Raw genomic sequence first — 22535 nt, 5'->3', positions numbered from 1 at the left:
GTCGCCGTTGTGAAGCTTTTCCGGCGCCGGTGTCGGTAAATCGGTGATGTGTACGGGTCTAGTCTCGAAGCATGACTGTGTACGGAAACTTCCCCGGCTCCCGCCCCCGGCGGTTGCGGACGACCCCGGTGATGCGGCGCATGGTCGCCGAGACACGGCTCGACCCGGCGAACCTGATCCTGCCCGCGTTCGTGCGCGAGGGCATCGACGCGCCCGTCGCCATCTCGGCCATGCCCGGCGTCCAGCAGCACACCCTGGACACCTTGCGGAAGGCCGCCGTCGAGGCGGTGTCGGCCGGCGTCTCCGGGATCATGCTCTTCGGCGTCCCCACGGACGAGAAGAAGGACGCCCGGGGCTCGGCGGGCACGGATCCGGACGGGATCCTCCAGGTTGGTCTGCGCGCGGTGCGCGAGGAGGTCGGTGACGAGCTCGTCGTCATGTCGGACCTGTGCCTGGACGAGTACACGGACCACGGCCACTGCGGTGTCCTGACCGCCGACGGCCGCGTCGACAACGACGCGACGCTGGAGCGGTACGCCGAGATGGCCCAGGTCCAGGCTGACGCGGGCGCCCATGTGGTCGGCCCCAGCGGCATGATGGACGGCCAGGTCGGCGTCGTCCGTGACGCGCTGGACCAGACGGGCCACGAGGACGTCTCGATCCTCGCGTACACGGCGAAGTACTCGTCGGCGTTCTTCGGGCCGTTCCGCGAGGCCGTCGGGTCGTCGTTGAAGGGTGACCGCAAGACGTACCAGCAGGACCCCGCGAACACCCGTGAGTCCCTGCGCGAGCTGGCGCTCGACCTCGAAGAGGGCGCGGACATGGTCATGGTCAAGCCGGCCGGCCCGTACCTCGACATCCTCGCGAAGTTCGCCGACTCGGTGGACGTGCCGGTCGCCGCGTACCAGGTCAGTGGCGAGTACGCGATGATCGAGGCGGCGGCGGAGCGCGGCTGGATCGACCGGGACGCGGCCATTCTGGAGAGCCTGACCGGGATCCGGCGGGCCGGGGCGCAGATGATCCTGACGTACTGGGCGACGGAGGTCGCGCAGCGGCTGGGGCGCGCGTAGGGCTCGGCTTGTCCTTTCGTCCGCGGCCGATCTCGTGCGGATTCCTGAACCCGCGCCGGACTCCGCGCACGGCCCAGTCCGAGCGGAGTCCGACCCGGGATCTGCACGGTCGGGCCGGCTCGGTGACGTTGTTCAGCCCTGCTTGTCAGCGGGACCCGGAGGCCCTTCCTCAGCGGGGAAAAGAATCGGGCTGATCAGATGTCGGGTGCGCTCCGGGGAAGGGGTGTTTCCCATCCGGGACACGATCACGCTGCGCATCTCGACGATCATCTCCATGAGCTCGTCCTGACTGAGCCACAGCGCGTGCTGGCGATACCCCGCGAGGTCGGCCGTCGGATCGGCGTGGTCCCGGTCGAGATAGGCGTTGAACTCCGCCAACAAGGCGGCCATGGCGACGGCAAAGGCGCGGCGGTGGTCATCCAGCGACACCGATGCGGCCGTATCGGCGTCGATCACCGACCGCGTCCGGTTCAGCCGGTAGCGGCGTTCGACCGCCCCCCGAACACGCTGCTCGCCCTCGACTTCCAGGACACCTGCGTCGGCGAGGAGGCCGACATGCCGGTACACGGTCGCTTTCGAAACGTCCGGCAGAAGGTCACACAGCTGAGCTGTGGTGAGTGTCCGTCCGCCGGTCATGGTGTGCACGACACGCAGACGGACCGGGTGCAGAAGCAGGTCGACCGTGTTCATGGACGAACGGTCTCACATCCGATACCTTTCTCAAACTTGAGAGCCCGGTGTTCGGAGAGCGCACCATGCCAGATCAGTCGTCTGTCGCCGAGGCGCAGGAATCGGCCCTCCTGGAGCCGCCGCTGGGCAGGCTGTGCGAGGTCGCGGGGCGGAGGCTGCTGCTGCACCGTTCCGGGAGCGGGGGCCCGGCCGTGGTGTTCCTGCCCGGTGCCGGACTGGTCGGTCTGGACTACCTGAACATGCACAACCGCGTCGCCGAGCTGACGACCACCGTCCTCTACGACCGCGCGGGTACCGGTTGGAGCGAGGCAGCCGCACTTCCCCGCACCGCTGCCGCGGTAACCGACGAACTCATGGACCTGCTGCGTGCAGCCGACGTGCCAGGCCCTTACCTGCTTGTCGGCCACTCTCTGGGCGCCGCCTACGGCCCGCCACATCGCACAACGCTTCCCCGGCGAGGTGGCCGGCCTGCTCCTGCTGGACCCGTTCCACGAAGACCTCCACGCACGCGTGCCCCAAGAAGTTCGGGACAAGCTGAAGGATATGGAGAGCCGGGAGCAGCCCGAGCTCACCGAGGAGCAGCTACGGCTTGCCCGCAGCCAAATGGCACCCTTGTTCGCCAACTGGCCCGAAGCTGTCCGTGAGCCGCTCATCGAGCACCATCTCCGCACCGCTTGGCGAACCGGCTTGCACGAGAGCAAGAACATCTACGACGAGGTCGCCGAGGAGCTCCGGCACGCCCCGGCCCTTCCGGATCTTCCGCTGATCGTGATCACCGCGCTCGGCCGCGACGCCACCCAGGCCCAGCTTTGGCCCGAACACGTTCTGAGCGAGATCCACCGCATTACGAGCGCCCTCCACGCCGATCTTGCATCGTCCGTACCCCGCGGTGAACAGCGCATCCTCAACGACGCAGGTCACGGATTTCTGCACGAGGACCGTCCGGACGCCGTTCTCCAGGCGATCACTGACCTGCTCCACCGGGTGGACGAGTAGGGCCAATCGGCGAGCGACCCTGGCGAATGCCCGGCTGAGCAACCGGGTTCGAGGCGCGTCCGGCTGTGTCGGACGAACGACCGGCTCAGGCCCCAAGGTCCCGGCCCCATGCCGTGAGGATGCGGGCCGCCGCCCTGCCGAGGTCGGGGTCCCGGGTGAGGGCGCGCAGTACGTCGGTACGGGCGTCGCTCGGGCCTGCCTCCTCGACGGCGGCCAGGGCGTTGTCCCGTACGAGGGGCTCCTCGTCGGGCCGCAGGGCGGTGGCCAGGGCCTGGTCGACCGCCGGTTCGTCGGCGTAGGGGCCGAGCGCCGCGGCCGCGTACTGGCGGACCAGGTCGTCCTCGGGGTCGCGCAGTGCGGCCAGCAGGGCCTGGGCGGCGGTGCGGGCGGTGGCCGGGTCGGACGGGGGCCACAGGCGTAGGATCGTGGCCGCCTCGACGCGGGCGAGGTCGTACTCCTGCGGGTCGGCGACAACGGAGGCGAGGAACGGCAGCGCCTCGGCGTTCCCGTCCAGTTCCGCGACGATCTCGCGCCTGCGGTCGCTGGAGGCGGGCAGGGCGCGGAACTCCTCGATGAGGTGGTGGGGGTGGTCCGGGCTCGGGGCCGGGGGCATGCTGACGTTCCTCTCGGGGACGTTGGACCGGGGCCGTAAGTGTTATGTATGCGTCGAACGTGGTGCCGGGGTCCGGCGCTCGAAACCCGGGCCTCGGACTCCGAGACTCGGGATTCGAGCCCTGGGTTTCGAGCCCCGGGCGCTGGGATTCGGGCGGCCGGCCCGGGCCTACAACACGCGCCGGCTGCGTGCTCGTCCGCTGCCGGCGACAACACGGGCCTTGGATACCTGCTCAACTGCTGAGGGCCGGCCCCTGCGGACGTATCGGTCGTAGAGCACCGCGGCGAGGACACCACCGACCACAGGGCCTACCAGGCTCACCCACCAGCCGCTGAACGAGCCGGCGGCGATCATCGGGCCAAGACCGCGGGCCGGATTGACCGCGGCCCCGTCACTGGGGCCGCCGATGAAGACCGCCGCGGCGAGGGCGAAGCCGACCACGACCGGGGCAGCGGGGGACGGGAACCGCTTGTCGGTGGCCGCGGCGGTCACCACGAGGACCAGCACGAAGGTGATCAGGATTTCGACGACCAGAGCACGGCCGTCGCCCACCCCGGGCGCCGGGTTGGTGGCACCGAGGTGCGTGGTGGTCCGCGCGGCGTTGCCGTGAATGGCCCAGGTGGCGAGAGCGCCGAGGATCCCGCCGATCATCTGGACGGCGACGTAGCCGGGGACATGCCGCCACGAGAACCTGCGGATGACAGCCAGCGCGACGGTGACGGCCGGGTTGAAGTGTGCGCTGGAGACGTGGGCGAGGCCGCCGACCAGCGCGGCCAGCGCCAGCCCGTTCACCAGAACGATGGCCAGCGAGCCGTAGGCCGGTCCGGCGATGGTGTGCCCCAGGCCGGCGGAGGTGGCGGTGGCGGTTATCGCGAAGACCAGGATGAAGGTCCCGATCAACTCAGCGAGGTAGGCGCCGGCCACGCCGTCGGAGTGCGGCGCCCCGAATCGTCTGGCGGGAACTCGAATACGCTCTTCGACTTGCACAGGCATGTTTCACTTCCTTAGCTGAAACGCACAGCTGGTGCTGAGCCCTGAAGGAATGTCCGTCGCACCGGAGAAAGGCGCCCTGACGGCGTTTCGACCTCCCCGTTTCTTCACCCGCAGCCTCAGGCTGCGGGTGACGGCGTCGCTCCTCACAGGTGTCGGTCGACCGCTCGCCGATGTAGCCGCGATGGGTGGAGACCCGACGCAGGAGTTCGCCCGTTTGGTCAGCAGGCGCTCCCTTCAAGGCTACGGCGTTGCTGTGGAGGTGTCTCCTTGGCCCAGGCAGGAGGCACGGAAGCCCAGACAAGAGGCACCGACGGGGCATGTCGTCCGAGGTGACAGGCGTCACATGTTGCTGTAAGAGGGCCACCCGCGAGGTCGTCGGCCAGGCCATGGCCGACCACCACCGCGCCTCCCTGGTCGTCGATGCCCTGAAAATGGCCCACGGCCGGGGTGGCCTTGAGCCCGGGTGTGTCACGCACAGCGACTGCGGCAGCGAATGCACCTCGGCCGAAGTAGGGCGGGGAATATGCGAGTTGAGCCTGCGTCAGAGCTGCGGACGCACCGGGCCCTGCTTCGATAACACCGCCGCGGAAAGTTCCTGGGCCCTGTTCGGACTCGTCTGTCCCGGCTGCTGTCCGTGGGCCATACGGGTCATTGAGTGCCGCCGTTCGATGGACGCGGCGGTCGGGTCCGATGCGGCTGTCGTCCGGCTGGGACACCTTCCTTGCGGGCGTACCGGGGGATACGCCCCGGCCCGAAGAGGAACCCGGTGTCGTGCGGGTTCCGATCCGCTTGCCCGTCGTTCATCTGGGTGGTTTCAGGAAGGGCCCTCGACGTGTCTGATCCCGTTGTCCTCATCACGGGCGCGCTTACCGGTATCGGCCGCGCCACCGCCTTCGCTTATGCCCGTCAAGGCGCGAACCTTGTGGTCTCCGGCCGCCACGAGGACGTGGGCGAGCAGCTTGCCGGGGAGCTGGGCGACCTCGGCGCCCCGGTCGAGTTCGTGCGTGCCGACGTCCGCTTCGACGCCGATGTGAAGGACCTCGTCGACCGTGCGGTGGCACGGTTCGGGCGGATCGATGTCGCCTTCAACAACGCCGGCACCGAAGGAACACCCGGCCCTGTCACCGAGGTGACCGACGAGGCATACCAGGCGACCTTCGATACCAACGTCAAGGGAACGCTGCTGTGCCTGAAGCACGAGTTCCGGGTCATGAGGGAACAGAGCGGCGGCAGCATCGTCAACGTCAGCTCCACCTTCGGCCTGATGGGTTATCCCGGGGCGACCTTGTATGTCGGGAGCAAGCACGCCGTCGTCGGCATCACGAAGGCGGCCGCACTTGAAGGGGCTGCTCACGGTATCCGGGTCAACGCGGTCGCGCCCGGCTACACCCGGACCGCTATGTACGAGCGGTTCACCGGCGACGACACGGCTCGTGCCGAGGTCGATTCGGTGCTGCCCATGCACCGGGCGGGTACCCCGGAGGAGATTGCCGAGGCCGTCCAGTTCCTGGGTTCGGACAAGGCGAGTTACGTCACCGGGCACATCCTCCTTGTCGACGGTGGCCTCATGGCGGGCGGGCCCCTGTTCCCGAGCTCGTGAATCGCGAGGTCGGCGCAGGCCGTGTCGGCCTCGGCGGCGCGGTGCCCGCTTGACGGGATGTTCCGGTCCTCATCATGCCCAAGCGGGCGGCCCCGCAGCACACGAGCGACAGCAAAGGTCACTGACATTGATCAGGCCGTTCCCCGAGGAACGACTCCCGGCTGTATCGGTTCGCTCTCAAGCGCGTCTATATGGCGCTGATGAGCCTCGACCCGACAGGCAAGGGCCGCAAGCGGTGGACCACGCGCTGGAAGCCCCCACTCAACGCCTTCCGGATCGCCTTCGAAGGCCGCCCGGCCCCGAGCAACAACTGACCACTCAACGACCGGGACCAGCCGCTGAATTGACAGACCGTCTCAGGATTTGTGCGGAACTCAGGGCCAGTCGACCAGGGCCATGAACGTCACCCACGCGAAGAACACGACGCCGGGCGCGAGCACGGCGAGGGCGAGGGCGGCCGGTGGCCTTTGCCTGCTGAGCGCCCAGCTCGTGACGAGGGTGATCAGCGCCAGCACCAGGCCGACAGTGAGCACCGTCCACGCGGAATCGAAGCTGGTGTCGAACCGGTGGGCCTCGGCTTCCTCGCAGGCGTCGCAGGCCATCGGCGAGAGCGCGCCGAAGACCAGGGCGAAGAACGCCAGCGGAAGCGTCACGATCGTGGAGATCAGCGAGGCTATCCAGGTGCGCTGGGGGCGGCTGTCCATGACGTTGTCGGGCATGCGTGCGATTCAATCGGACCGTCGAAGACGGCACATGAGTCGTCGTACTCATCTGCCGGGTGGGGAGCGTGGCACGTCGTACGGTGGCATGTCCTACGCCGCCGCGTGTCCTGGACAGCCGCATCTCTTCGGTGGCGGCTACAGCGGGTCCGCACCGGTCGCCCGGCGGCCGGTGAGCCTCCGACCCGTGGCCGTCTCGCTGGACCGCGTCAGGTCAAGGCGGTGTGCAGCGCCTGCAACTCGGCCTCCTTGGCGCCGTGCGCCAGGAGATAGTCGGGCACCGACCCGTAGTGGCTGCGGATCCAGATCATGGCGTGGAGCAGGTGGGTCGCGGTGACGGGGCGGGTGCCGTGTCCGGTCCGTGCCGCAGCCGAAGCCTCGGTGAGGCCCAGGGAAGTGTTCGAACGGAGGAAGTCCTCCGTGATCTCCGCTTCGGAGGCGTTCAGAAGAGTCTGAAGAATGGCGATGGTTACCCCGGTGCGGTCCTTGCCGGAGGCACAGTGGACAAGTGCGGGCAACGCTCCGGGAACGATGAGCCGACGGATGATCGCAACCGTCGAACGCCCGGCGTGTTCGGCCATGGAAGGGTAGAGCTCTCGTTGGTCCTCGGGCCACCGCTGCTCGGCGAAGACGGGAAAGTGACTGTGTTCGTACCCGAGGTCGTGCCGCAGGTCGGGTCCGGCCGTCACCTCCGGCGTACTGCGCAGGTCGATCACGCTGCGCAGGCCGAGTGCCTTCAGGTATGGGGCGCCTTCCGGTGGCATGGCGTTCAGGGCACCGGAACGGTAGAGAGCCCCGTGGCGAAGGGACCCGACACCACCCGCATCGCGGAAGTTCCGGACGCCTGGGATATCGCTGAACGCGCCATCGGGCAGGTTTTCAGAACGTGTGATCACCAAACGAATATATGAGACCCGACCCGGCTCGCCGGTGACGGTGCCTTGCCGCACGGTCACCGGTTCGCACGCCGCTCACGTCTCGCGCGGACTCCGCCGGGCCGGGCGAGCCTCGTGATCTGCCGGACAGGCGCCCGGCCGACGAGGGCGTGCGTCGAAAGCGGATCACGGTGACTCGCTTGCGCCTACCTCAGAGGTAATCGTCCTGGCTCGCCTGTACCGGCAAGAATGGGGTCCTCTCCGCGTCGGCTGGACGCGGATCAGGACGGGGAGGCCAGCCATGCCCATTGCCGCACCTCAGAACACGCGCACCGTTGTCGAGGAACTGTTGAGCAGGATCGGGGAAGGCGACCCCGAGCGTATCGCCGAGCTGTACGCCGAGAGGGGCGATTGGAAGCTGGACTGGCCGGAGGCCGAGCACGGCCGAACGGCCACGCCGTGGATCCGTCACCGGTCCACCCGGGCCGACGCGGCAGCTCACTATCGCGAGCTTGCCGAGCACCACGTGCCTGAGCACGGGGCGACCGAGATCGAGCGCATCCTCGTCGATGGCAACGACGCAGTTGTGCTCGGCGAGATTCGTCAGACCGCTCGGCTCACCAGGCGTGCGTATCGCGCGCGGTTCGCCCTGCACCTTACGGTCGAGGATGGCCTCGTCACCCGGCACCATGTCTACGAGGACAGCCTGGCGGTCGCCCAGGCATTCGAGGCGGAAAGCAGGTGACGGCCGCCATGACGGCCGCGAAGTCGTTGGTCACAGCCACTTGTTGACGGCAGTGACGAGGACGGTCGCTTCGCAGCGCACGGCGAGATTCTCGGAGCGGGTGGCCACCGCCCGCTGTCGGCGGCGGAGCAAGCCAGTCAGCACACCTAGTGCCGCGACGGGGCAAAGCTTGCCGGGAGGGGCACTAGTCCCACCAGAACGACCAGGTCTCCTGGTTCAGCACCCTCTTCCCGGCGTACGCATCCAGGTCGTACGGCGGGTTCTGGTTGATGTTGTCCGGGCAGAACGCGAAGTGCTCGGCGGCGAGCGCCCGTGCCTCGGCGAAGGTGGTGGGCGGGCGTCCGACGGACACGGTCAGGGTGTCGAAGCCGAGCACCACGACCCGTATGCCGAAGCGGTCCTCCCAGGAGCGGAGCACGGCGCAGAGCCGGGCCACGTCGTCTTCGTAGTTGACCGGTCCCGACCAGCCGATCGCCGCCGGGATGTCCGCGCTGCGCCGGGCCGGGACGAGCGCCGCCCGGGTACCGGGGAACCAGCCGTCCGGGCCGACACACTCGTCCGCGATCTCGGCGGCCAGGTCGTCCGGGGTGGACTGCCCGTCGACGGACGGGGCGGGTGCCAGGCCCGGCCACTCGTCCTCGGCGGCGTCGAGTTCGTCGGGTGCGCAGTCCGCCCAGTACTCGCCGAGCACTTCCTCGGCGTCGTGATCACCGGGGTACGACGTCCTGTCCGGGGCCAGGTCCCAGGTGTCGGGCCACTGGTCGCGATTCCCGCCGTCGATCAGTACGGGTATGAGCCCGACCGGCCGGCCCGCCTCACGCAGCCCGGCCCACGTCCCGGGCGACGCGGGCTCGTCCCCGTACCAGAGCAATGGCTCGTGCCACACGCCGTCGAGCGTGGCGTCCACCATTGAGCCGGGCGGGAGTTGGAGCCCTGAAGCGGTCAAGGACGGGAGCGGGTTCGGGAGCGTCGCCATGACCGCGACTCTAGACGCGGCCACTGACAACGACGGGATGCGACCGGGGCCGACCCGGGCTATGGGTGTGCGTGGACGACGGCGAACGCGGTGCGTGCCGTGGTGCCGTCGAGCAGTGGCACGTCTGCGGTGACGTGGCCGAGTGCCTGCTCGTCGGTGTCCTGGCCGGGTTGGAGAACGCGGTTGATGCGGATGGCCAGCCGACGTCCGTCGGGTGCTGTCTCCACGAGGAGGTCCGTACCGTCCGGGGCGTCGGTCACGGTCGTGGAGGCGAGCGTGGCCTTGATGCCGGTCTCCGCGAACCAACCGGTCACGGACGGGTCGGGGGTGTTGCTCGTGCTCTGCATCTGCGGCTCGGCCTCGCCGACGATCAGCGCGAACAGCTGGGCGACGAGGACCGGGTCACGCGTCCCGTCGTACACCCACCGCTGCCCCAGCACCCCGTGCTCCGCCGTGCCGATGAGCGCTTCGTCGGCGCCCGGGATCGGCGCGCCTCGGTAGCTGAACGGGATCTGGTACGAGACGGGTTGGTCCCCCGACGTGTCGGTGGCCACCATGAACTCGATCCCCACCTCGCCCTCCGGGTCGTCCAGCCGGAACCCGCCGGTCCTGGCCAGCTCGGGCTGCTGCCCCGCCTTGCCGCGGTACCAGGGCTGCGCGGGCAGCCAGGTGGCGAGGAGTTCCAGTTTGGTGGGCGTCAGGGTGGTGGTGTTGTGGATGACAGCCATGGTGGTGGATCCCTCCCGTGGGCTCAGACGAGACGCCGGTCGGCGGCGAAGCCGGCGAAGGCCGTCCAGGTGGTGGGCGCGACGGTGAGGGTGGGGCCGTCGGGGTTCTTGGAGTCGCGGATGTGGATCGCGGCGGGGTGCGCGGCGATCTCGACGCATTCGCCGCCTTCGCTGCCGCTGTAGCTCGACTTGTGCCAGTCGTAGGCGACTTCGAGGCAGGCGCCGCCCTCGTCGCCGCTGTAGCTGGACTTGAACCACTTGCGTTCAGTGCTCATTGCTCTCCCAGCAGACGGTCCAGCAGGCCCACGGTGTCTTCGGGGCTGAGGGCCTGGGCTCGCAGCATCGCATATTTCTGGGCGAGGATGCTGACCTCGTCGGGGTCGGAGACGAGCAGGCTGCCGCGTTGTGTTTCGGAGTAGGCGATGTGCTGGAAGTCCGGTGTCTCCAGCAGGATGAAGGGGCCATTGAGTCCCGCGTGGGTCCGGCTGTTCAGCGGCAGGACCTGGAGGCAGATGCCGGGGAGCGCGGCACACGCCCGCAGGTGGCGCAGCTGCTCCGCATGCTCCTCGCCGCCCAGGAGTTGAAGCATCAGGACCGGTTCCCAGACCACGAAGCTAATGGTGGGGGTGTGGTGCGGTGCAGGATCTCCTGGCGCTTCAGACGGCCCGTGGTCTGGATGGCGATCTCGTCCTCGGCGAAGACGGGGATTCGGTTGCGGAAGACGGCTCGGGCATACGGCTCCGTCTGGAGGAGTCCGGGGAGCACCTGGTTGTCGTACCAGGACAGGGCCAGGGCTTCCCGTTCCAGGTCCAGGTACTCCTCGACCCACGCCGGAATCAGGTCGACCTCCGGCATGTTGTCCACCGCCGTCTCCAGCGCCCCCTTGGTCTCCAGCAACTCGTCCAGTCGACAGGCCAGTTCCGGCAGCAGCGCGCGTCTGCCCTGTTCGATGGAGGCCATCGTCTCGACCTGATGGCCGACCCGGTCCGCCAGTTGGGCCTGGGTCAGGCCAGCCGCGACGCGGAACACGCCGACCAGTTTGCCTACGAGTTTCATTGCCGACGCGTTCTTGCGCTGCCGCTTCCTGGGGTGCATACGGATCGAACTCCCACCTACGTGCGTATGTCACGCGCGCACGACCCGTACAAGAAATCTGTACGGGTGCGCGTACCGCGGCAGCGTAGTCACGGAGTGTGACTCTCGTCCCGTGATCGTGTGGTGCACGTTCGGCCCGTCCAGCGCTTTCGGCGGGGACCTCGTGGCCGGTCGCGCCCGACTGCGTGACCGGTGAGAAGAGGGGCCGTCCCGCGCGTGCGCAGGGTGCGGCCCCTCGTCGGGTCCGTCAGCTGTGGATCGTCACGCAGGCCTTGGTGCCCGGGTAGTTGTGCCAGTATCCGCAGACCTTGCTGTTGTTCGCGGCGTTGAGACCCCACTTGAAGCCGACGGTCTTGGTCTCGACCCGTGCGGCGCTCACCGTCGCGCTCATGTAGCCGCCGGAGCCGTCGGTGAAATCGATCTGCGCGTAATCCGTCCAGGCCCGGTTATTCGACTTCTTGCTCAACGATACGCTGTCGACCTTCAAGCCCGTCCCGGTGACGGATATGCATACCGATCCGGAGCCGTCGGTGGATCCGGCGTTTCCGGTGCAGCCGGTGGCCGAGAGCGGCTGGACGTCGACGGCTTGCGCGCTACCGGTGAAAGCAATAGTGCTCATCCCGATTGCCGCCACGAGGGAGAGGGCCTTCTTCATCGAGCGATCCTCCATTTTTTGCGAGGAGGGTCACGAAGCAAAACCATGGAAGATCTACTTCGGACAGTCCTTTTCTGGCCATCTGGATCTGTCTGATTTCTGGCTGGTGCTGCGGAGGGGCTCGGTGGATGTGCTGCCGGTGTTGCCGATCGGTTGTGCGGCGAGGCCTGCGAGGCGCTGCGAGGTCGGCGAGGCCCTGTGAGGGGTGGCGGGTCAGGGGGTGGTGGCGCACGGGTTCGGTTGGACGAGTGGCGCCGCGTCCAAAAACCATCGGCCACCCTTTTGCTCTATCTGCCACGAAGTGCAGACTTTCCCTCCTTATTTCGTCACCCCTGAAAGGGTCAGTGCGTAAACTCCTTGGTGGTCATTGATGGACACTTCAAGCCGACTCGGCTTGGCATCTTCAAGGTGCGCCAAATAGTTTTTCGCGTAGGAGCCACCGACGCTGTCCTCTGTAAACAGATCATTCAGATCGTCTGAGTTTCCCTCGCGTACATATTCCCCTACCTGAGTTTTGAGCTCACTCGGTGTGGATGCCCCGGCAGGCGTTTCGCGGGAAATTTCGAACGCGACCCCTCCGACCCATGCAAGGGTCACTCCGAATACGACATACGGAATCCAGCGTCCACTCTTCTTGGCGAGGGTTCGTGTCTGTGATTTCCGGGTCTGTGATTGAGGCATGTCGATCACTACCTTGTCCTGGACGGTCGGGGCACGTTCGGAGCCCTGCACCGGGGGCGTCGGCACCCCGGCTCCGGCGGGCCACCGTAGCGTGGGACAGGCGCGGTTCGGCGATGAGTCACCCGTGGCCATCCCCGAGCCCACGACCAGTGCGTCCGGCTCCGCGCATGCGTGCACCCCCGCCCGTGGTCCTTGACGGGGGGTGCACGAACAGGCGGGCCGTATCCGCAGATGTCACAGAGCGGTCGGCACCGGCTTGTGTGTCATCGGAGGATCGGTCGGTCCGTCGGGCGCGGGCGGCAGTCGACCCAGGCGAGTGCCTGCCCGTACACCATGGGGTGGCAGTGGGCGTCGACGAAGCCGGGGTGGACGAGGCCGCCGTCGAGTTCGAGGACGTCGTCGGTGGTGCCGATGTGGACGACCTGGCCGCCGCGGACAGCCAGTGCCTCGGCGCGTTCGGCGGTACCGGGGGCGGCGACGGCGGCGCCGGTCACCAGGAGTGTGCGGTCGGCGTCGTCGAGGGGGTGGTGCATGAGGGGGCATGCTTTCGACCCGGGACGTCCATGAGGGAGGCCGCACAAACGGAGAGTCCGTGACGGCTGATTCGGTCGCATGGACGATATGGGGCAGACGATGTCTTGCCTAGACCCCCGTCTCGCAAATTGTTCGGAATGCGATGTGGGTTCTGGCTTACGTATCGTCTGGCATCCCGTTCAGGAGCCGGGGGTGGTGAGGTCGTACCGCTCCTTGACCAGCTCCAGATGGACCCAGCTCTCCACGGCGCGCACGCCCGCGCACGCCCGCATCTCCTCCAGGGTTTTGCGCACCGCAGTGAGCGACTCCGCGCTGATCGTCCCGACGAGTTCCGCGCGCCCCATGCAGGCGGACAGCAACGAGACCCGGTCCCATCCGCCGATGTGCCGCGCGACGGTGTCCCGCTCGCCCTCCAGGCGTACGGCGAATCCGCACAGGACGCCGAGCCCCAGCAGGTCGGGGCGGACCAGCGCGAGCACCTTTGCGACGCCGCCGTCGAGGAGGCGCAGGGTGCGGGCGCGGGCGGCGCCGGGTGAAAGTCCGACGCGCTCGGCGAGTTCGGCGAAGGGCAGCCGCCCGTCGCGCTCCAGCTCGTCCAGGATCAGCCGGTCCGTCGCGTCCAGTTCCGGCACATCGGGCCGGCCCGCCAGCAGGTAGGGGTCCTTGAGTTGCTGGAGGGAGATCAGCGGGTCCACGGCGTCGACGCCGTGCAGCGAGCGGACCGACTCGATGGCCCGGTCCAGCTCCGCCAGCCCCTTGGCGCGCAGCTCCGCCATGATCGCGCGGCTGCCCGCGGTGAGGGTGACGTACGGCGCCTGCGGCATGGCGGCGATCGCGCGTGCCACCGGCTCGGCCGGTCCGCTCACGCCGATCGACAGATGGGCCGAGGTGGTCAGCTCCCGTACGGCGGGATGCACGACGGCCACCACGCGTACGCCGCCGCCCGCCAGCAGCCGCTGCACGCGGGCGCGGGTGGCGGGGCGGGAGAGTCCGACGCGCTGCGCCAGCGTCTCGTACGTCAGGCGGCCGTCCGTCTGCAGTTCGCGGACTACGGCCAGATCGGTCCGGTCCAGATCCACCTGGGCGCTTCCCCTCGGTTCGGTTGCCCGGGGGCGGGTGCGCCCGGGGCGGGCCCCATTCTTGACCACCGGGGCGCGGGGGGTACGGGGGATGGGGCGGATGATGCGCCTCACCGGCGTACGCATCACTGTCCCTGGACAATTGTGTCGGATGAAACGTAGGTTCAATGCAACTGAGACGAACGAATCAGTATTTCGCTGTGGCTGAAGGGCTGCGGCGACCGAAGGCCAGCCGTGGCTGAAGGCCCGGAGGAGCTTGTGCAGCTTGAGGAGGATGGGATGAGCCGGCCCCTGGTGGTGTTCACGGACCCCGAGGAACTCGATGTCGGTCCGGGGATGCGGCTGCTGGCCGAGGCGGGCTTCGACACCCGGGTCGTGGGCAGCCGCGACCCGGACGCGATCGTGGCGGCCGCACGCGACGCCGTCGCGCTGATCGTCGGCTACGCGCCGGTGGACGCCGCGCTGCTCGACCGCCTCCCCGGTGTGCGGATGGTGGCCGCCATGTCCACCGGCTACGACATGATCGACACCGCGCAGGCGCTCCGGCGCGGAGTATGGGTGAGCAACCTTCCGTTTGCCGCGACCGAGGACGTCGCCGTGCACGCGCTCGCCTCCGCGCTCTGTCTTGTACGCGCGCTGCCCCAGGCCGACGCCACCGTGCGCGGCGGTGGCTGGAGCACCGAGTTCGCCGAACTGCCGCGCCGGGCCGGTGAGCTGACGCTCGGCCTCATGGGGTTCGGGCGCATCGCACGGGAGCTGGCCAGGATCGCGGGTCCGGTCTTCGGGCGCGTCGCGGCGTACGACCCGCACGCCGACGCGGCCGGGTGGCCGTCCGGCGTCGAGCGGCTCGACCGGGACGAGTTGGTCGCCGGCTGCGACGTGCTCTCGCTGCACACGCCGCTGACCGAGCAGACCCGCGGCATGGTCGACGCGGAACTGCTCGCCCGTATGCGACCGGGCGGCTACCTGGTGAACGTCGCCCGCGGTGAACTCGTCGACACCGCCGCGCTGCTGGCCGCGCTGGACGGCGGACGGCTCCGGGGCGCGGCCCTGGACGTGTTCCCGGTCGAACCTCCGGCGCCGGACGACCCGTTGCGCGCCCACCCGCGCATCCAGCTCTCCCCGCACAGCGCCTACCTGTCCGACACCTCGCAGCGGGCGTACGTGTGCGCACCCGTCGAGAACGTCATCGCCTGGCACCGCACCGGGCGCCCGCTGACTCCCGTGGTCGCCCCGACGCTCGAAGGAGCCCCCTCGTGAACGAACTGCCGACCGTCCACGACACGGATCTCGCCGAGGGGAGCGGGCGCGGCGCGGACCTTGCCGAGGAGACCCGGCTGCGTCGTGAACTCGCCGCCGTCTACCGGCTCGTGGCGCACTTCCGGATGACCGACCTGATCTTCACCCACATCTCGCTGCGGCTGCCGGGGCCCGATCACCACTTCCTGATCAACCCCTACGGCCTCCTCTTCGAGGAGATCACCGCGTCGAACCTGGTCAAGATCGACCTGTCCGGCAATCCGGTCGAGCCCACGCCGTACCCCGTCAATCCCGCGGGCTTCGTGATCCACAGCGCGATCCACGCCGCGCGCGAGGACGCGCACTGCGTCCTGCACACCCACACCAGGGCCGGCTGCGCGGTCGCCGCTCAGCGCGACGGGCTGCTGCCGCTGAACCAGATGTCGATGGAGTTCTACAACCGCGTCGGCTACCACGACTACGAAGGCGTGGCCCTCAACCTCGACGAGCAGAAGCGCCTGGTCGAGGACATCGGCAGCCATCCGGCGCTGATCCTGCGCAACCACGGTCTGCTGACGGTGGGCGGGAGCGCGGCCCAGGCCTTCCTGCGCATGTACTACCTGGAGAAGGCCTGCGAGATCCAGGTCACCGCCCAGGCGGGCGGCGGACCGCTGACCATTCCCCCGGCCGAGACCTGCGAGTACACCGCCCGGCAGCTCGCCGGCGACGCGGCCGCGGACAGCGACCTTCAGGACGATGTCGCCTACGACCTGGCATGGGCGGCCATGCTGCGGCTGCTGGACCGGGTGGCTCCGGACTACCGGGACTGAGGACTGCCGGGAGTGACGAACTGCCGGGACTGAGGACGGCCGGGAGTGACGAACTGCCGGGAGTGACGAACTGATGCGGAGGCTCTGGGGCGGTTGACCAGAGCCTCCGCGCCGTCAGTTGGGGGCTCAGTACGTGAGGGCGTCGGCCATCTCGCTCTGCCAGTAGGTGACGAAGCCGTTGTCGCCCCAGGAGGTGCCGGCGGGGAGCGTCAGCTCGGCGGGGGCGCCCGTGGAGCCCTGGTTGCTCTTGCCGGTGAAGTACACCGTGAGGTGGGTGCCCTTGTGCAGCTCCTGTCCGTCCGGCTCACCGGACAGCCCGATCGAGGCGTAAGCGGACTGGCCCGGCGCAAGGGTGACCACGGCCTGCGGAATGCTGTCGCGGAGAACCGGGAAGGCGGCCTGGGATTCGTCGAAGCGGAGCGCCGGCGCGTGGTACGCGTAGCAGGGGCTGGAACCGGTGTTGGTCGCCGTGAGCAGCAGGTGGTTGATGGGACGGCTCACCTTGCTGACGGTGACCCTGGTGTTCGCGCCGGTGCAGGTAACGGATGACTTGCTGCCGCTTCCGGTGGTGCCGGCGTTGCTCTTCTGGCCGCCGGTGGTGCCGGCGTTGCTCTTCTGACCGTCGGTGGCGCCGGTGGAGCCCTTGGGCGCGGCGGAGGCGTTCTCGGCGGGGGCATCGGCCGTGCCGCTGCCGGTCTCCTGGGCCTCCTTGCCCGTGTCGGGGGTGGTGGGGGTGGTGCTCGCCGCCGGGGCCACCGCGCCTGCCTTGCCATCGTTCCCGTTGTCGTTGCCGCTGCAGGCGGTGAGCGAGAGGGCGGCCAGAAGGGCGGTCGCGGCGAGGGCGGTGGTGCGGATGTGGTTGCTGCGCATGGTGGTACTCCCCGTGTGTGGGCTGGTGATGTCGTTCGGTCAGTTGTGGCAGATCAGGACCATGACGATCGCGGTGGACACGATCACCACTCCGATGGCCACGGCATCGATGAGCTCGAAGCGGGAGTGGATTCGCACTGCGTTGTCCCGGTGGTCGCTGCGGTGTGTTCACAGATTGCGGGGCGGCGGAATCCGACCGCAACGCCGAACAGCCCATTCGGGAAGCTGGAATGTCTGCGCGTACTGTGACCTGGGCAGATTCCACGTCCCTGGAACGGTGTTCCGGGACGGACCAGGAGGGGGAACGCCGAAGTGGCGACGCCGGAGGCCGGGGAATTCGCGGCTCTGCTGAAGGAACTGAAGGACCGTTCGGGGCGCAGCTACGGGGTTCTCGCCGGGAGACTGCACGTCAGCACGTCGACGCTCCACCGGTACTGCAACGGTGATGCGGTGCCGAACGAGTACGCCCCGGTGGAACGGCTGGCGCGGTTGTGTGCGGCGAGTCCGGAGGAGCTGGTGGAGCTGCACCGGCGGTGGATCGTGGCGGATGCGACCCGGCGGCGCCCGGCCGCGGCTGCTCCTGCGGCTGCTGAGCCGGTGCGGGACGCGGCTGTGGGACCGGTGCGGGACGCGGGTTCGGAGCCGGGTCGGGATACGGTTTCGGACATGGTTTCCGACTCGGGTCCCGAGGCGGTTCGTGGCTCCGGGGCCGAGGCTGGTGGCGACGCGTCCGAGCGCACGCTCGAACCCGAACCCGAACCCGGGCCCGAGCCCGCGATCGTGGCCGGTGGGGCGAGCCCGCCCCGGCGGTTCCTGGCCTCCGCACGGGCGCGCGTGCTGCTCGCGGCCGTCGCCGTCGTCGCACTGACCGTGCCCACCTCGATCGTCGTCAGCAACCTGTCGGGTACGGACACGGACGATCTCAGCAACGTCCCCGCCGTGGACGCGAAGGGGCCGGACGAGGACGCGCGCGTCGGGCCCGGCCTCGAAGCGAGCGTCACCGCCTCGCCCAGCGGGGCGAAGAAGTCGGGCAAGCCCGTACCGTCCGGCTCGGCGACCGTCTCGTCACCGCCGTCCGGCGGCGCTTCCGCCACGCCCGGGAGTCACGGCACGGCAGCCGGGTCGGGTGGCCAGCAGAGCGGGGGCGTGCCGCTGAGCGCCACCATCAGCTCGTACAACTGGGAAGAGCCCTGCGGTCAGCACTACGTGCTGGACCAGAAGCCGGATGACGTGCCTCCGCCGCCGGCACCGCAGGACACCCGCGGCTGGGCCAGGGCGCTCGGCGGGGTGGACGGCGGCAGCATGCAGCTTGAACTCACCGTGCAGGGGAAATCGGGGCAGGCCGTCGTGCTGAAGGGACTGCACGTGCGGACGCTGTCCCGGAAGGTGCCGCTGGCGTGGTCGGCGTACTCGATGGGTGACGGCTGCGGGAGCGGCATCACCCCGCAGTCCTTCGACATCGACCTCGACGACCACCGGCCGACCCTCACCCCGGTGGCGGGGCAGCAGGGGGACGTGCGGGTGCCGCCGAAGAACTTCCCGTTCCAGGTGTCCTCCACCGATGTGGAGGTGTTCGACCTCAAGGCCCATGTCGAAGGGCACGACGTCAGCTGGTACCTGGAGCTGGACTGGAGCAGCGGCGGCCGGCAGGAGACGCTGCGCATCGACGACGGCGGGAAGCCGTTCCGTACCAGCAGCATCCAGGCGCGGCCGAAGTACATGTACCGGTACGACACGGCCCAGTGGGTGACCAAGGAGTGGGACTAGCGGTCACGGCCACCGGGCCGGTGAGTACGGCGGACGTCCCGGTCAGAGGCGCTCGGGCGTCCTGATGCCGAGCAGCTCCATGCCCTGGTGCAGGGTGCGGGCGGTGAGGTCCGAGAGGAAGAGGCGGTTCTCGGCCACCTCGGCCGGGACGTCGGACTTCAGCACCGGGCACTGGTCGTAGAACGTCGTGAACAGCGACGACAGTTGGTAGAGGTACGAGGCCAGTTTGTGCGGCTCGTACGCGGCGGCGACCTCGGCCACGATCTCGCCGAACTGGTCCAGATGCAGGCCCAGCGCGCGCTCGGCCGGGGCCAGCTCCAGCTCGGGGTGCGGCTGGGGCTTCCGCTCGCCCGCCTTGCGCTTGATGGAGCGGGAACGGGCGTGCGCGTACTGGATGTACACGCTCGTGTCGCCGGTCAGCGACACCATCTGGTCCAGGTCGAACTTGTAGTCGCGGGCGGCCGACGTCGACAGGTCCGCGTACTTCACCGCGCCGATGCCGACCTGCGTGGCCCGCTCGGTGATCTCCTCGTCGGTGAGGTCCTGTGCCTTCTCGCGCACGACCGCGGACGCCCGGTCGATCGCCTCGTCCAGCAGGTCCTGCAGCCGGACCGTCTCGCCCTCACGGGTCTTGAACGGCTTGCCGTCCTTGCCGAGCACCGTGCCGAAGGCGAGTTGCACGGCCTTGACGTCCTCGTTCAGCCAGCCGGCCCGGCGGGCCGTCTCGAAGACCATCTTGAAGTGCAGGGACTGCCGCGCGTCCACCACGTACAGCAGGGTGGACGCCTTGAGGTTCTGGACCCGGTCGCGGATCGCGGAGAGGTCCGTCGCCGCATAGCCGTAACCGCCGTTCGACTTCTTGACGATCAGTGGCACCGGGTTGCCGTCCGGGCCCTTCACATCGTCGAAGAACACGCACAGCGCGCCCTCGGAGCGGACGGCGACGCCCGACTCCTCCAGGATGCGGCAGGTCTCCGCCAGCATGTCGTTGTAGCCGGACTCGCCGACGATGTCGGCGTCGCGGATCTCCATGTCGAGCTTGTTGAAGACCGAGTAGAAGTAGATCTTCGACTCGTCGACGAAGCGCTGCCACATGGCGAGGGTTTCCTCGTCACCGGCCTGGAGCGCCACGACCCGGTCCCGGGAGCGGGCCTTGAACTCCTCGTCGGAGTCGAACAGCACCCGCGACGCCTTGTAGAGCCGGTTCAGGGAGGACATGGCGGCCTCGCCGTCCGCCGCGCCGCCGTCGGCCTCGTGGTTCAGCTCGCCCGGGTGCTCGATCAGGTACTGGATGAGCATGCCGAACTGGGTGCCCCAGTCGCCGATGTGGTGGCGCCGGACCACGGTCTCGCCCGTGAACTCCAGGATCTGCGCCATCGCATCACCGATCACCGCGGAACGGAGGTGACCGACGTGCATCTCCTTGGCCACGTTCGGCTGTGCGTAGTCGAGGACTGTGGTGCCCGCGGCGCTGTTGTAAGGGACACCGAGGCGGCCCTCGTCGTCCGCGTCACGCGCGGCGAGGGTCTCGATGATCGCCCGGTCGGCGAGCGTCACATTCAGGAAGCCGGGGCCGGAGACCTCGATCTCCTTGATCAGGCCGCCCGCCGGGATCGCGGCGGTGACCTGGGACGCCAGTTCGCGCGGGTTGCCCTTGAGTTTCTTGGCGAGGGCCAGGATGCCGTTGGCCTGGAAGTCGGCCCGGTCGCTTCGTCGCAGCAGCGGGTCCGCGGTGCCGGCATCCGGCAGAGCTGCCGTCAGGGCGTCCGCCAGCTGCTGCTGGAGCGTGGAAGCGAGGGAATTGACCGAGGCCATGGGCTGGCTGCCGTTTCCGTAGGAGTACAAGGGATCACACCCAGTATTCCACGGCGAGTAAAGCCGTTTTCGCGCTGTCGGTGGGACCTGGGACAATGGGCAATGCCCTACGAGTCCCGCAGGGGTTCGTCCCTGCCAAGGGTTTTGCCCCTGTCAGGGGTTTTGTCCCTGCGAGCCCCACAAGAGAGAAGGACGTGCAGACCGTGGCTCAGAGTCAGAGCAGCACCGAGACCGACTGGGTCTCCCGCTTCGCGGACGATGTCATCGCCGAATCGGAGCGTCGTGCGCCTGGCAAACCGGTCGTCGTCGCGTCCGGCCTCTCCCCGTCGGGCCCGATCCACCTGGGCAACCTCCGCGAGGTCATGACCCCGCACCTCGTCGCCGACGAGATCCGCCGCCGCGGGTACACCGTGCGGCACCTGATCTCCTGGGACGACTACGACCGCTACCGCAAGGTTCCGGGCGGCGTCCCGGGGGTCGACGAGTCCTGGGCCGAGCACATCGGCAAGCCGCTGACCTCGGTGCCCGCCCCGCCCGGATCCGCGTATCCGAACTGGGCGGAGCACTTCAAGGCCGCCATGACCGCCGCGCTGGACGAGCTGGGCGTCGAGTACGACGGCATCAGCCAGACCGAGCAGTACACGGCGGGCACGTACCGCGAGCAGATCCTGCACGCGATGAAGCACCGCGCCGACATCGACGCCGTCCTCGACCGGTACCGGACGAAGAAGGACCCCGGTGCGGCGGGCGCCAAGGGCGGCAAGAAGCCGCAGCAGCAGAAGAAGGTCGACGAGGCCGAGCTGGAGGCCGAGGCGGGTTCCGGCGCGGCCGGCGAGGACGACGGCAGTGGCGGCTCGGCCGGTTACTTCCCGTACAAGCCCTACTGCGGCAACTGCGAGAAGGACCTCACGACCGTCACGTCGTATGACGACGACAGCACCGAGCTGAACTACACCTGCACGGCCTGCGGCTTCGCCGAGACCGTCCGGCTGAGCGAGTTCAACCGCGGAAAGCTGGTCTGGAAGGTCGACTGGCCGATGCGCTGGGCGTATGAAGGCGTGATCTTCGAGCCGAGCGGCGTGGACCACTCCTCGCCCGGCTCCTCGTTCGTCGTCGGCGGCCAGATCGTCCGCGAGGTTTTCGACGGCGTGCAGCCGATCGGCCCGATGTACGCCTTCGTCGGCATCTCCGGCATGGCGAAGATGTCCTCCAGCAAGGGCGGCGTGCCGACCCCGGCCGACGCGCTGAAGATCATGGAGGCGCCGCTGCTGCGCTGGCTGTACGCGCGCCGCAAGCCCAACCAGTCCTTCAAGATCGCCTTCGACCAGGAGATCCAGCGGCTCTACGACGAGTGGGACTCGCTGGCGCGCAAGGTCGCCGACGGCTCGGTGCTGCCGGCCGACGCCGCCGCGTACGCGCGGGCCGTCGGCACGGCCGCGGGTGAGCTGCCGCGCACGCCCCGCCCGCTGCCGTACCGCACGCTCGCGTCGGTCGTCGACATCACGGGCGGGCACGACGAGCAGACGCTGCGCATCCTGAGCGAGCTGGACCCGGAGAACCCGCTGATCTCGCTCGACGAGGCCCGGCCCCGCCTCGACCGCGCCGAGAACTGGATCACCAGCCAGGTCCCGGCCGAGGCCCGCACCATCGTCCGCGACGAGCCGGACAAGGAACTGCTCGGCTCGCTGGACGAGCAGGGCCGGGAGTCGCTGCGGCTGCTCCTGGAAGGGCTGGACACGCACTGGTCGCTGGACGGGCTCACCACGCTCGTCTACGGCGTGCCGAAGATCCTGGCGGGCCTGGAGCCGGACGCCAAGCCGACGCCCGAGCTGAAGGCCGCGCAGCGGTCGTTCTTCGCGCTGCTCTACCGGCTGCTGGTCAGCCGGGACACGGGACCGCGGCTGCCGACGCTGCTGCTGGCCGTGGGGGCGGACCGGGTGCGCAGGCTGCTGGGCGCGTAGGAGG

24 protein-coding genes and 2 pseudogenes are annotated in these 22535 nt (G+C 69.0%); 11 read left to right on the top strand and 15 right to left on the bottom strand.

Annotated features, from left to right (window positions below; genetic code table 11):
• Window positions 1-71: 71 nt before the first annotated feature.
• Window positions 72-1070: a porphobilinogen synthase gene (gene hemB / locus OG936_RS14885; protein ID WP_406495200.1), complete on the top strand. Its 999-nt coding sequence runs from the start codon at window positions 72-74 to the stop codon at window positions 1068-1070.
• Window positions 1071-1202: 132 nt separating this feature from the next.
• Here the strand turns inward: hemB and OG936_RS14880 are convergent, their stop codons facing one another.
• Window positions 1203-1760 carry a helix-turn-helix domain-containing protein gene (locus tag OG936_RS14880; protein WP_406495198.1) on the bottom strand — a complete coding sequence of 186 codons (558 nt, stop codon included), beginning with the start codon at window positions 1758-1760 and terminating at the stop codon, window positions 1203-1205.
• A 65-nt stretch (window positions 1761-1825) separates the two neighbouring features.
• Here OG936_RS14880 and OG936_RS14875 point away from each other — a divergent pair, with 65 nt between their 5' ends.
• Together OG936_RS14875 and OG936_RS14870 are read left to right on the top strand one after the other, a co-directional pair.
• Window positions 1826-2404: an alpha/beta fold hydrolase gene (locus OG936_RS14875; protein WP_406495196.1), complete on the top strand. Its 579-nt coding sequence runs from the start codon at window positions 1826-1828 to the stop codon at window positions 2402-2404.
• Window positions 2405-2447: 43 nt separating this feature from the next.
• Window positions 2448-2756, top strand: coding sequence for an alpha/beta fold hydrolase (locus tag OG936_RS14870; protein WP_406495194.1), 309 nt, complete (start codon window positions 2448-2450; stop codon window positions 2754-2756).
• Window positions 2757-2841: 85 nt separating this feature from the next.
• Here OG936_RS14870 and OG936_RS14865 read toward each other — a convergent pair whose 3' ends face one another.
• Entirely contained in the window at window positions 2842-3369 is a 528-nt protein-coding gene (locus OG936_RS14865; RefSeq protein ID WP_406495192.1) for a HEAT repeat domain-containing protein, read from the bottom strand.
• A 168-nt stretch (window positions 3370-3537) separates the two neighbouring features.
• Complete coding sequence (locus OG936_RS14860) at window positions 3538-4362, bottom strand: MIP/aquaporin family protein (RefSeq protein WP_406495190.1); 825 nt, start codon at window positions 4360-4362, stop codon at window positions 3538-3540.
• Between the two features lie 832 nt (window positions 4363-5194).
• Here OG936_RS14860 and OG936_RS14855 point away from each other — a divergent pair.
• Window positions 5195-5962 carry an SDR family NAD(P)-dependent oxidoreductase gene (locus OG936_RS14855; protein WP_406495188.1) on the top strand — a complete coding sequence of 256 codons (768 nt, stop codon included), beginning with the start codon at window positions 5195-5197 and terminating at the stop codon, window positions 5960-5962.
• A 173-nt stretch (window positions 5963-6135) separates the two neighbouring features.
• Window positions 6136-6276 (top strand): annotated as a pseudogene (locus OG936_RS14850) (IS256 family transposase); the annotation flags it as partial.
• Window positions 6277-6336: 60 nt separating this feature from the next.
• On the opposite strand, the gene OG936_RS14845 reads toward OG936_RS14850, so the two are convergent.
• A complete protein-coding gene (locus OG936_RS14845; protein WP_406495186.1) occupies window positions 6337-6681 on the bottom strand; it encodes a hypothetical protein in 345 nt (114 codons plus the stop codon).
• Window positions 6682-6890: 209 nt separating this feature from the next.
• Window positions 6891-7631, bottom strand: coding sequence for a tyrosine-protein phosphatase (locus OG936_RS14840; protein WP_406495184.1), 741 nt, complete (start codon window positions 7629-7631; stop codon window positions 6891-6893).
• Between the two features lie 226 nt (window positions 7632-7857).
• Here OG936_RS14840 and OG936_RS14835 point away from each other — a divergent pair, with 226 nt between their 5' ends.
• The gene (locus OG936_RS14835) at window positions 7858-8301 is read left to right on the top strand and encodes a nuclear transport factor 2 family protein (protein ID WP_406495182.1); all 444 of its coding nucleotides are present in this window, start codon (window positions 7858-7860) and stop codon (window positions 8299-8301) included.
• A 184-nt stretch (window positions 8302-8485) separates the two neighbouring features.
• On the opposite strand, the gene OG936_RS14830 is transcribed toward OG936_RS14835, so the two are convergent.
• From OG936_RS14830 to OG936_RS14810, 5 genes and pseudogenes are all read right to left on the bottom strand, one after another.
• Window positions 8486-9277: a DUF4253 domain-containing protein gene (locus OG936_RS14830; protein ID WP_406495181.1), complete on the bottom strand. Its 792-nt coding sequence runs from the start codon at window positions 9275-9277 to the stop codon at window positions 8486-8488.
• A 59-nt stretch (window positions 9278-9336) separates the two neighbouring features.
• The gene (locus tag OG936_RS14825; RefSeq protein ID WP_406495179.1) at window positions 9337-10005 is read right to left on the bottom strand and encodes a maltokinase N-terminal cap-like domain-containing protein; all 669 of its coding nucleotides are present in this window, start codon (window positions 10003-10005) and stop codon (window positions 9337-9339) included.
• Window positions 10006-10028: 23 nt separating this feature from the next.
• Entirely contained in the window at window positions 10029-10280 is a 252-nt protein-coding gene (locus tag OG936_RS14820) for a DUF397 domain-containing protein (protein ID WP_406495177.1), read from the bottom strand.
• A pseudogene (locus OG936_RS14815) lies at window positions 10277-11061 on the bottom strand (Scr1 family TA system antitoxin-like transcriptional regulator). Before OG936_RS14815 ends, OG936_RS14820 begins: the two are co-directional and overlap by 4 nt.
• A gap of 286 nt (window positions 11062-11347) precedes the next feature.
• Window positions 11348-11566 carry a hypothetical protein gene (locus OG936_RS14810; RefSeq protein ID WP_406495175.1) on the bottom strand — a complete coding sequence of 73 codons (219 nt, stop codon included), beginning with the start codon at window positions 11564-11566 and terminating at the stop codon, window positions 11348-11350.
• Between OG936_RS14810 and OG936_RS14805 the strand changes: the two genes are divergently transcribed.
• Window positions 11559-11957 (top strand): hypothetical protein, encoded by a 399-nt coding sequence (locus OG936_RS14805; protein WP_406495173.1) that lies wholly within the window; start codon window positions 11559-11561, stop codon window positions 11955-11957. The two genes, OG936_RS14810 and OG936_RS14805, sit on opposite strands and share 8 nt — an antisense overlap.
• A 116-nt stretch (window positions 11958-12073) precedes the next feature.
• On the opposite strand, the gene OG936_RS14800 is transcribed toward OG936_RS14805, so the two are convergent.
• The 3 genes from OG936_RS14800 to OG936_RS14790 all read right to left on the bottom strand — a co-directional run bounded on the left by OG936_RS14800 (window position 12074) and on the right by OG936_RS14790 (window position 14049).
• Window positions 12074-12445, bottom strand: a complete 372-nt coding sequence (locus tag OG936_RS14800; RefSeq protein ID WP_406495171.1) for a hypothetical protein — start codon at window positions 12443-12445, stop codon at window positions 12074-12076.
• A gap of 254 nt (window positions 12446-12699) precedes the next feature.
• On the bottom strand, window positions 12700-12969 hold the full coding sequence (locus tag OG936_RS14795) for a hypothetical protein (RefSeq protein WP_406495169.1): 270 nt from the start codon (window positions 12967-12969) through the stop codon (window positions 12700-12702).
• A 180-nt stretch (window positions 12970-13149) separates the two neighbouring features.
• Entirely contained in the window at window positions 13150-14049 is a 900-nt protein-coding gene (locus OG936_RS14790) for an Lrp/AsnC family transcriptional regulator (protein ID WP_406495167.1), read from the bottom strand.
• A 279-nt stretch (window positions 14050-14328) separates the two neighbouring features.
• Here OG936_RS14790 and OG936_RS14785 point away from each other — a divergent pair, with 279 nt between their 5' ends.
• Complete coding sequence (locus OG936_RS14785; protein ID WP_406495165.1) at window positions 14329-15309, top strand: C-terminal binding protein; 981 nt, start codon at window positions 14329-14331, stop codon at window positions 15307-15309.
• A gap of 5 nt (window positions 15310-15314) precedes the next feature.
• Entirely contained in the window at window positions 15315-16118 is an 804-nt protein-coding gene (locus OG936_RS14780) for a class II aldolase/adducin family protein (RefSeq protein ID WP_406500457.1), read from the top strand.
• Window positions 16119-16244: 126 nt separating this feature from the next.
• Here OG936_RS14780 and OG936_RS14775 read toward each other — a convergent pair whose 3' ends face one another.
• Window positions 16245-16988: a DUF4232 domain-containing protein gene (locus tag OG936_RS14775; RefSeq protein WP_406495163.1), complete on the bottom strand. Its 744-nt coding sequence runs from the start codon at window positions 16986-16988 to the stop codon at window positions 16245-16247.
• 312 nt (window positions 16989-17300) lie between these two features.
• On the opposite strand from OG936_RS14775, the gene OG936_RS14770 reads away from it, so the two are divergent.
• Window positions 17301-18755: a helix-turn-helix domain-containing protein gene (locus tag OG936_RS14770; RefSeq protein WP_406495161.1), complete on the top strand. Its 1455-nt coding sequence runs from the start codon at window positions 17301-17303 to the stop codon at window positions 18753-18755.
• Window positions 18756-18797: 42 nt separating this feature from the next.
• On the opposite strand, the gene argS is transcribed toward OG936_RS14770, so the two are convergent.
• Window positions 18798-20570: an arginine--tRNA ligase gene (gene argS / locus OG936_RS14765; protein ID WP_383762986.1), complete on the bottom strand. Its 1773-nt coding sequence runs from the start codon at window positions 20568-20570 to the stop codon at window positions 18798-18800.
• A gap of 194 nt (window positions 20571-20764) precedes the next feature.
• On the opposite strand from argS, the gene lysS reads away from it, so the two are divergent.
• Window positions 20765-22531: a lysine--tRNA ligase gene (gene lysS, locus OG936_RS14760; protein WP_406495159.1), complete on the top strand. Its 1767-nt coding sequence runs from the start codon at window positions 20765-20767 to the stop codon at window positions 22529-22531.
• The last annotated feature ends 4 nt before the right edge of the window (window positions 22532-22535 follow it).

It is taken from the genome of Streptomyces sp. NBC_00846 (assembly GCF_045207325.1).
Taxonomy (GTDB): domain Bacteria; phylum Actinomycetota; class Actinomycetes; order Streptomycetales; family Streptomycetaceae; genus Streptomyces.
This window is presented reverse-complemented; position numbering and strand designations above follow the sequence as displayed.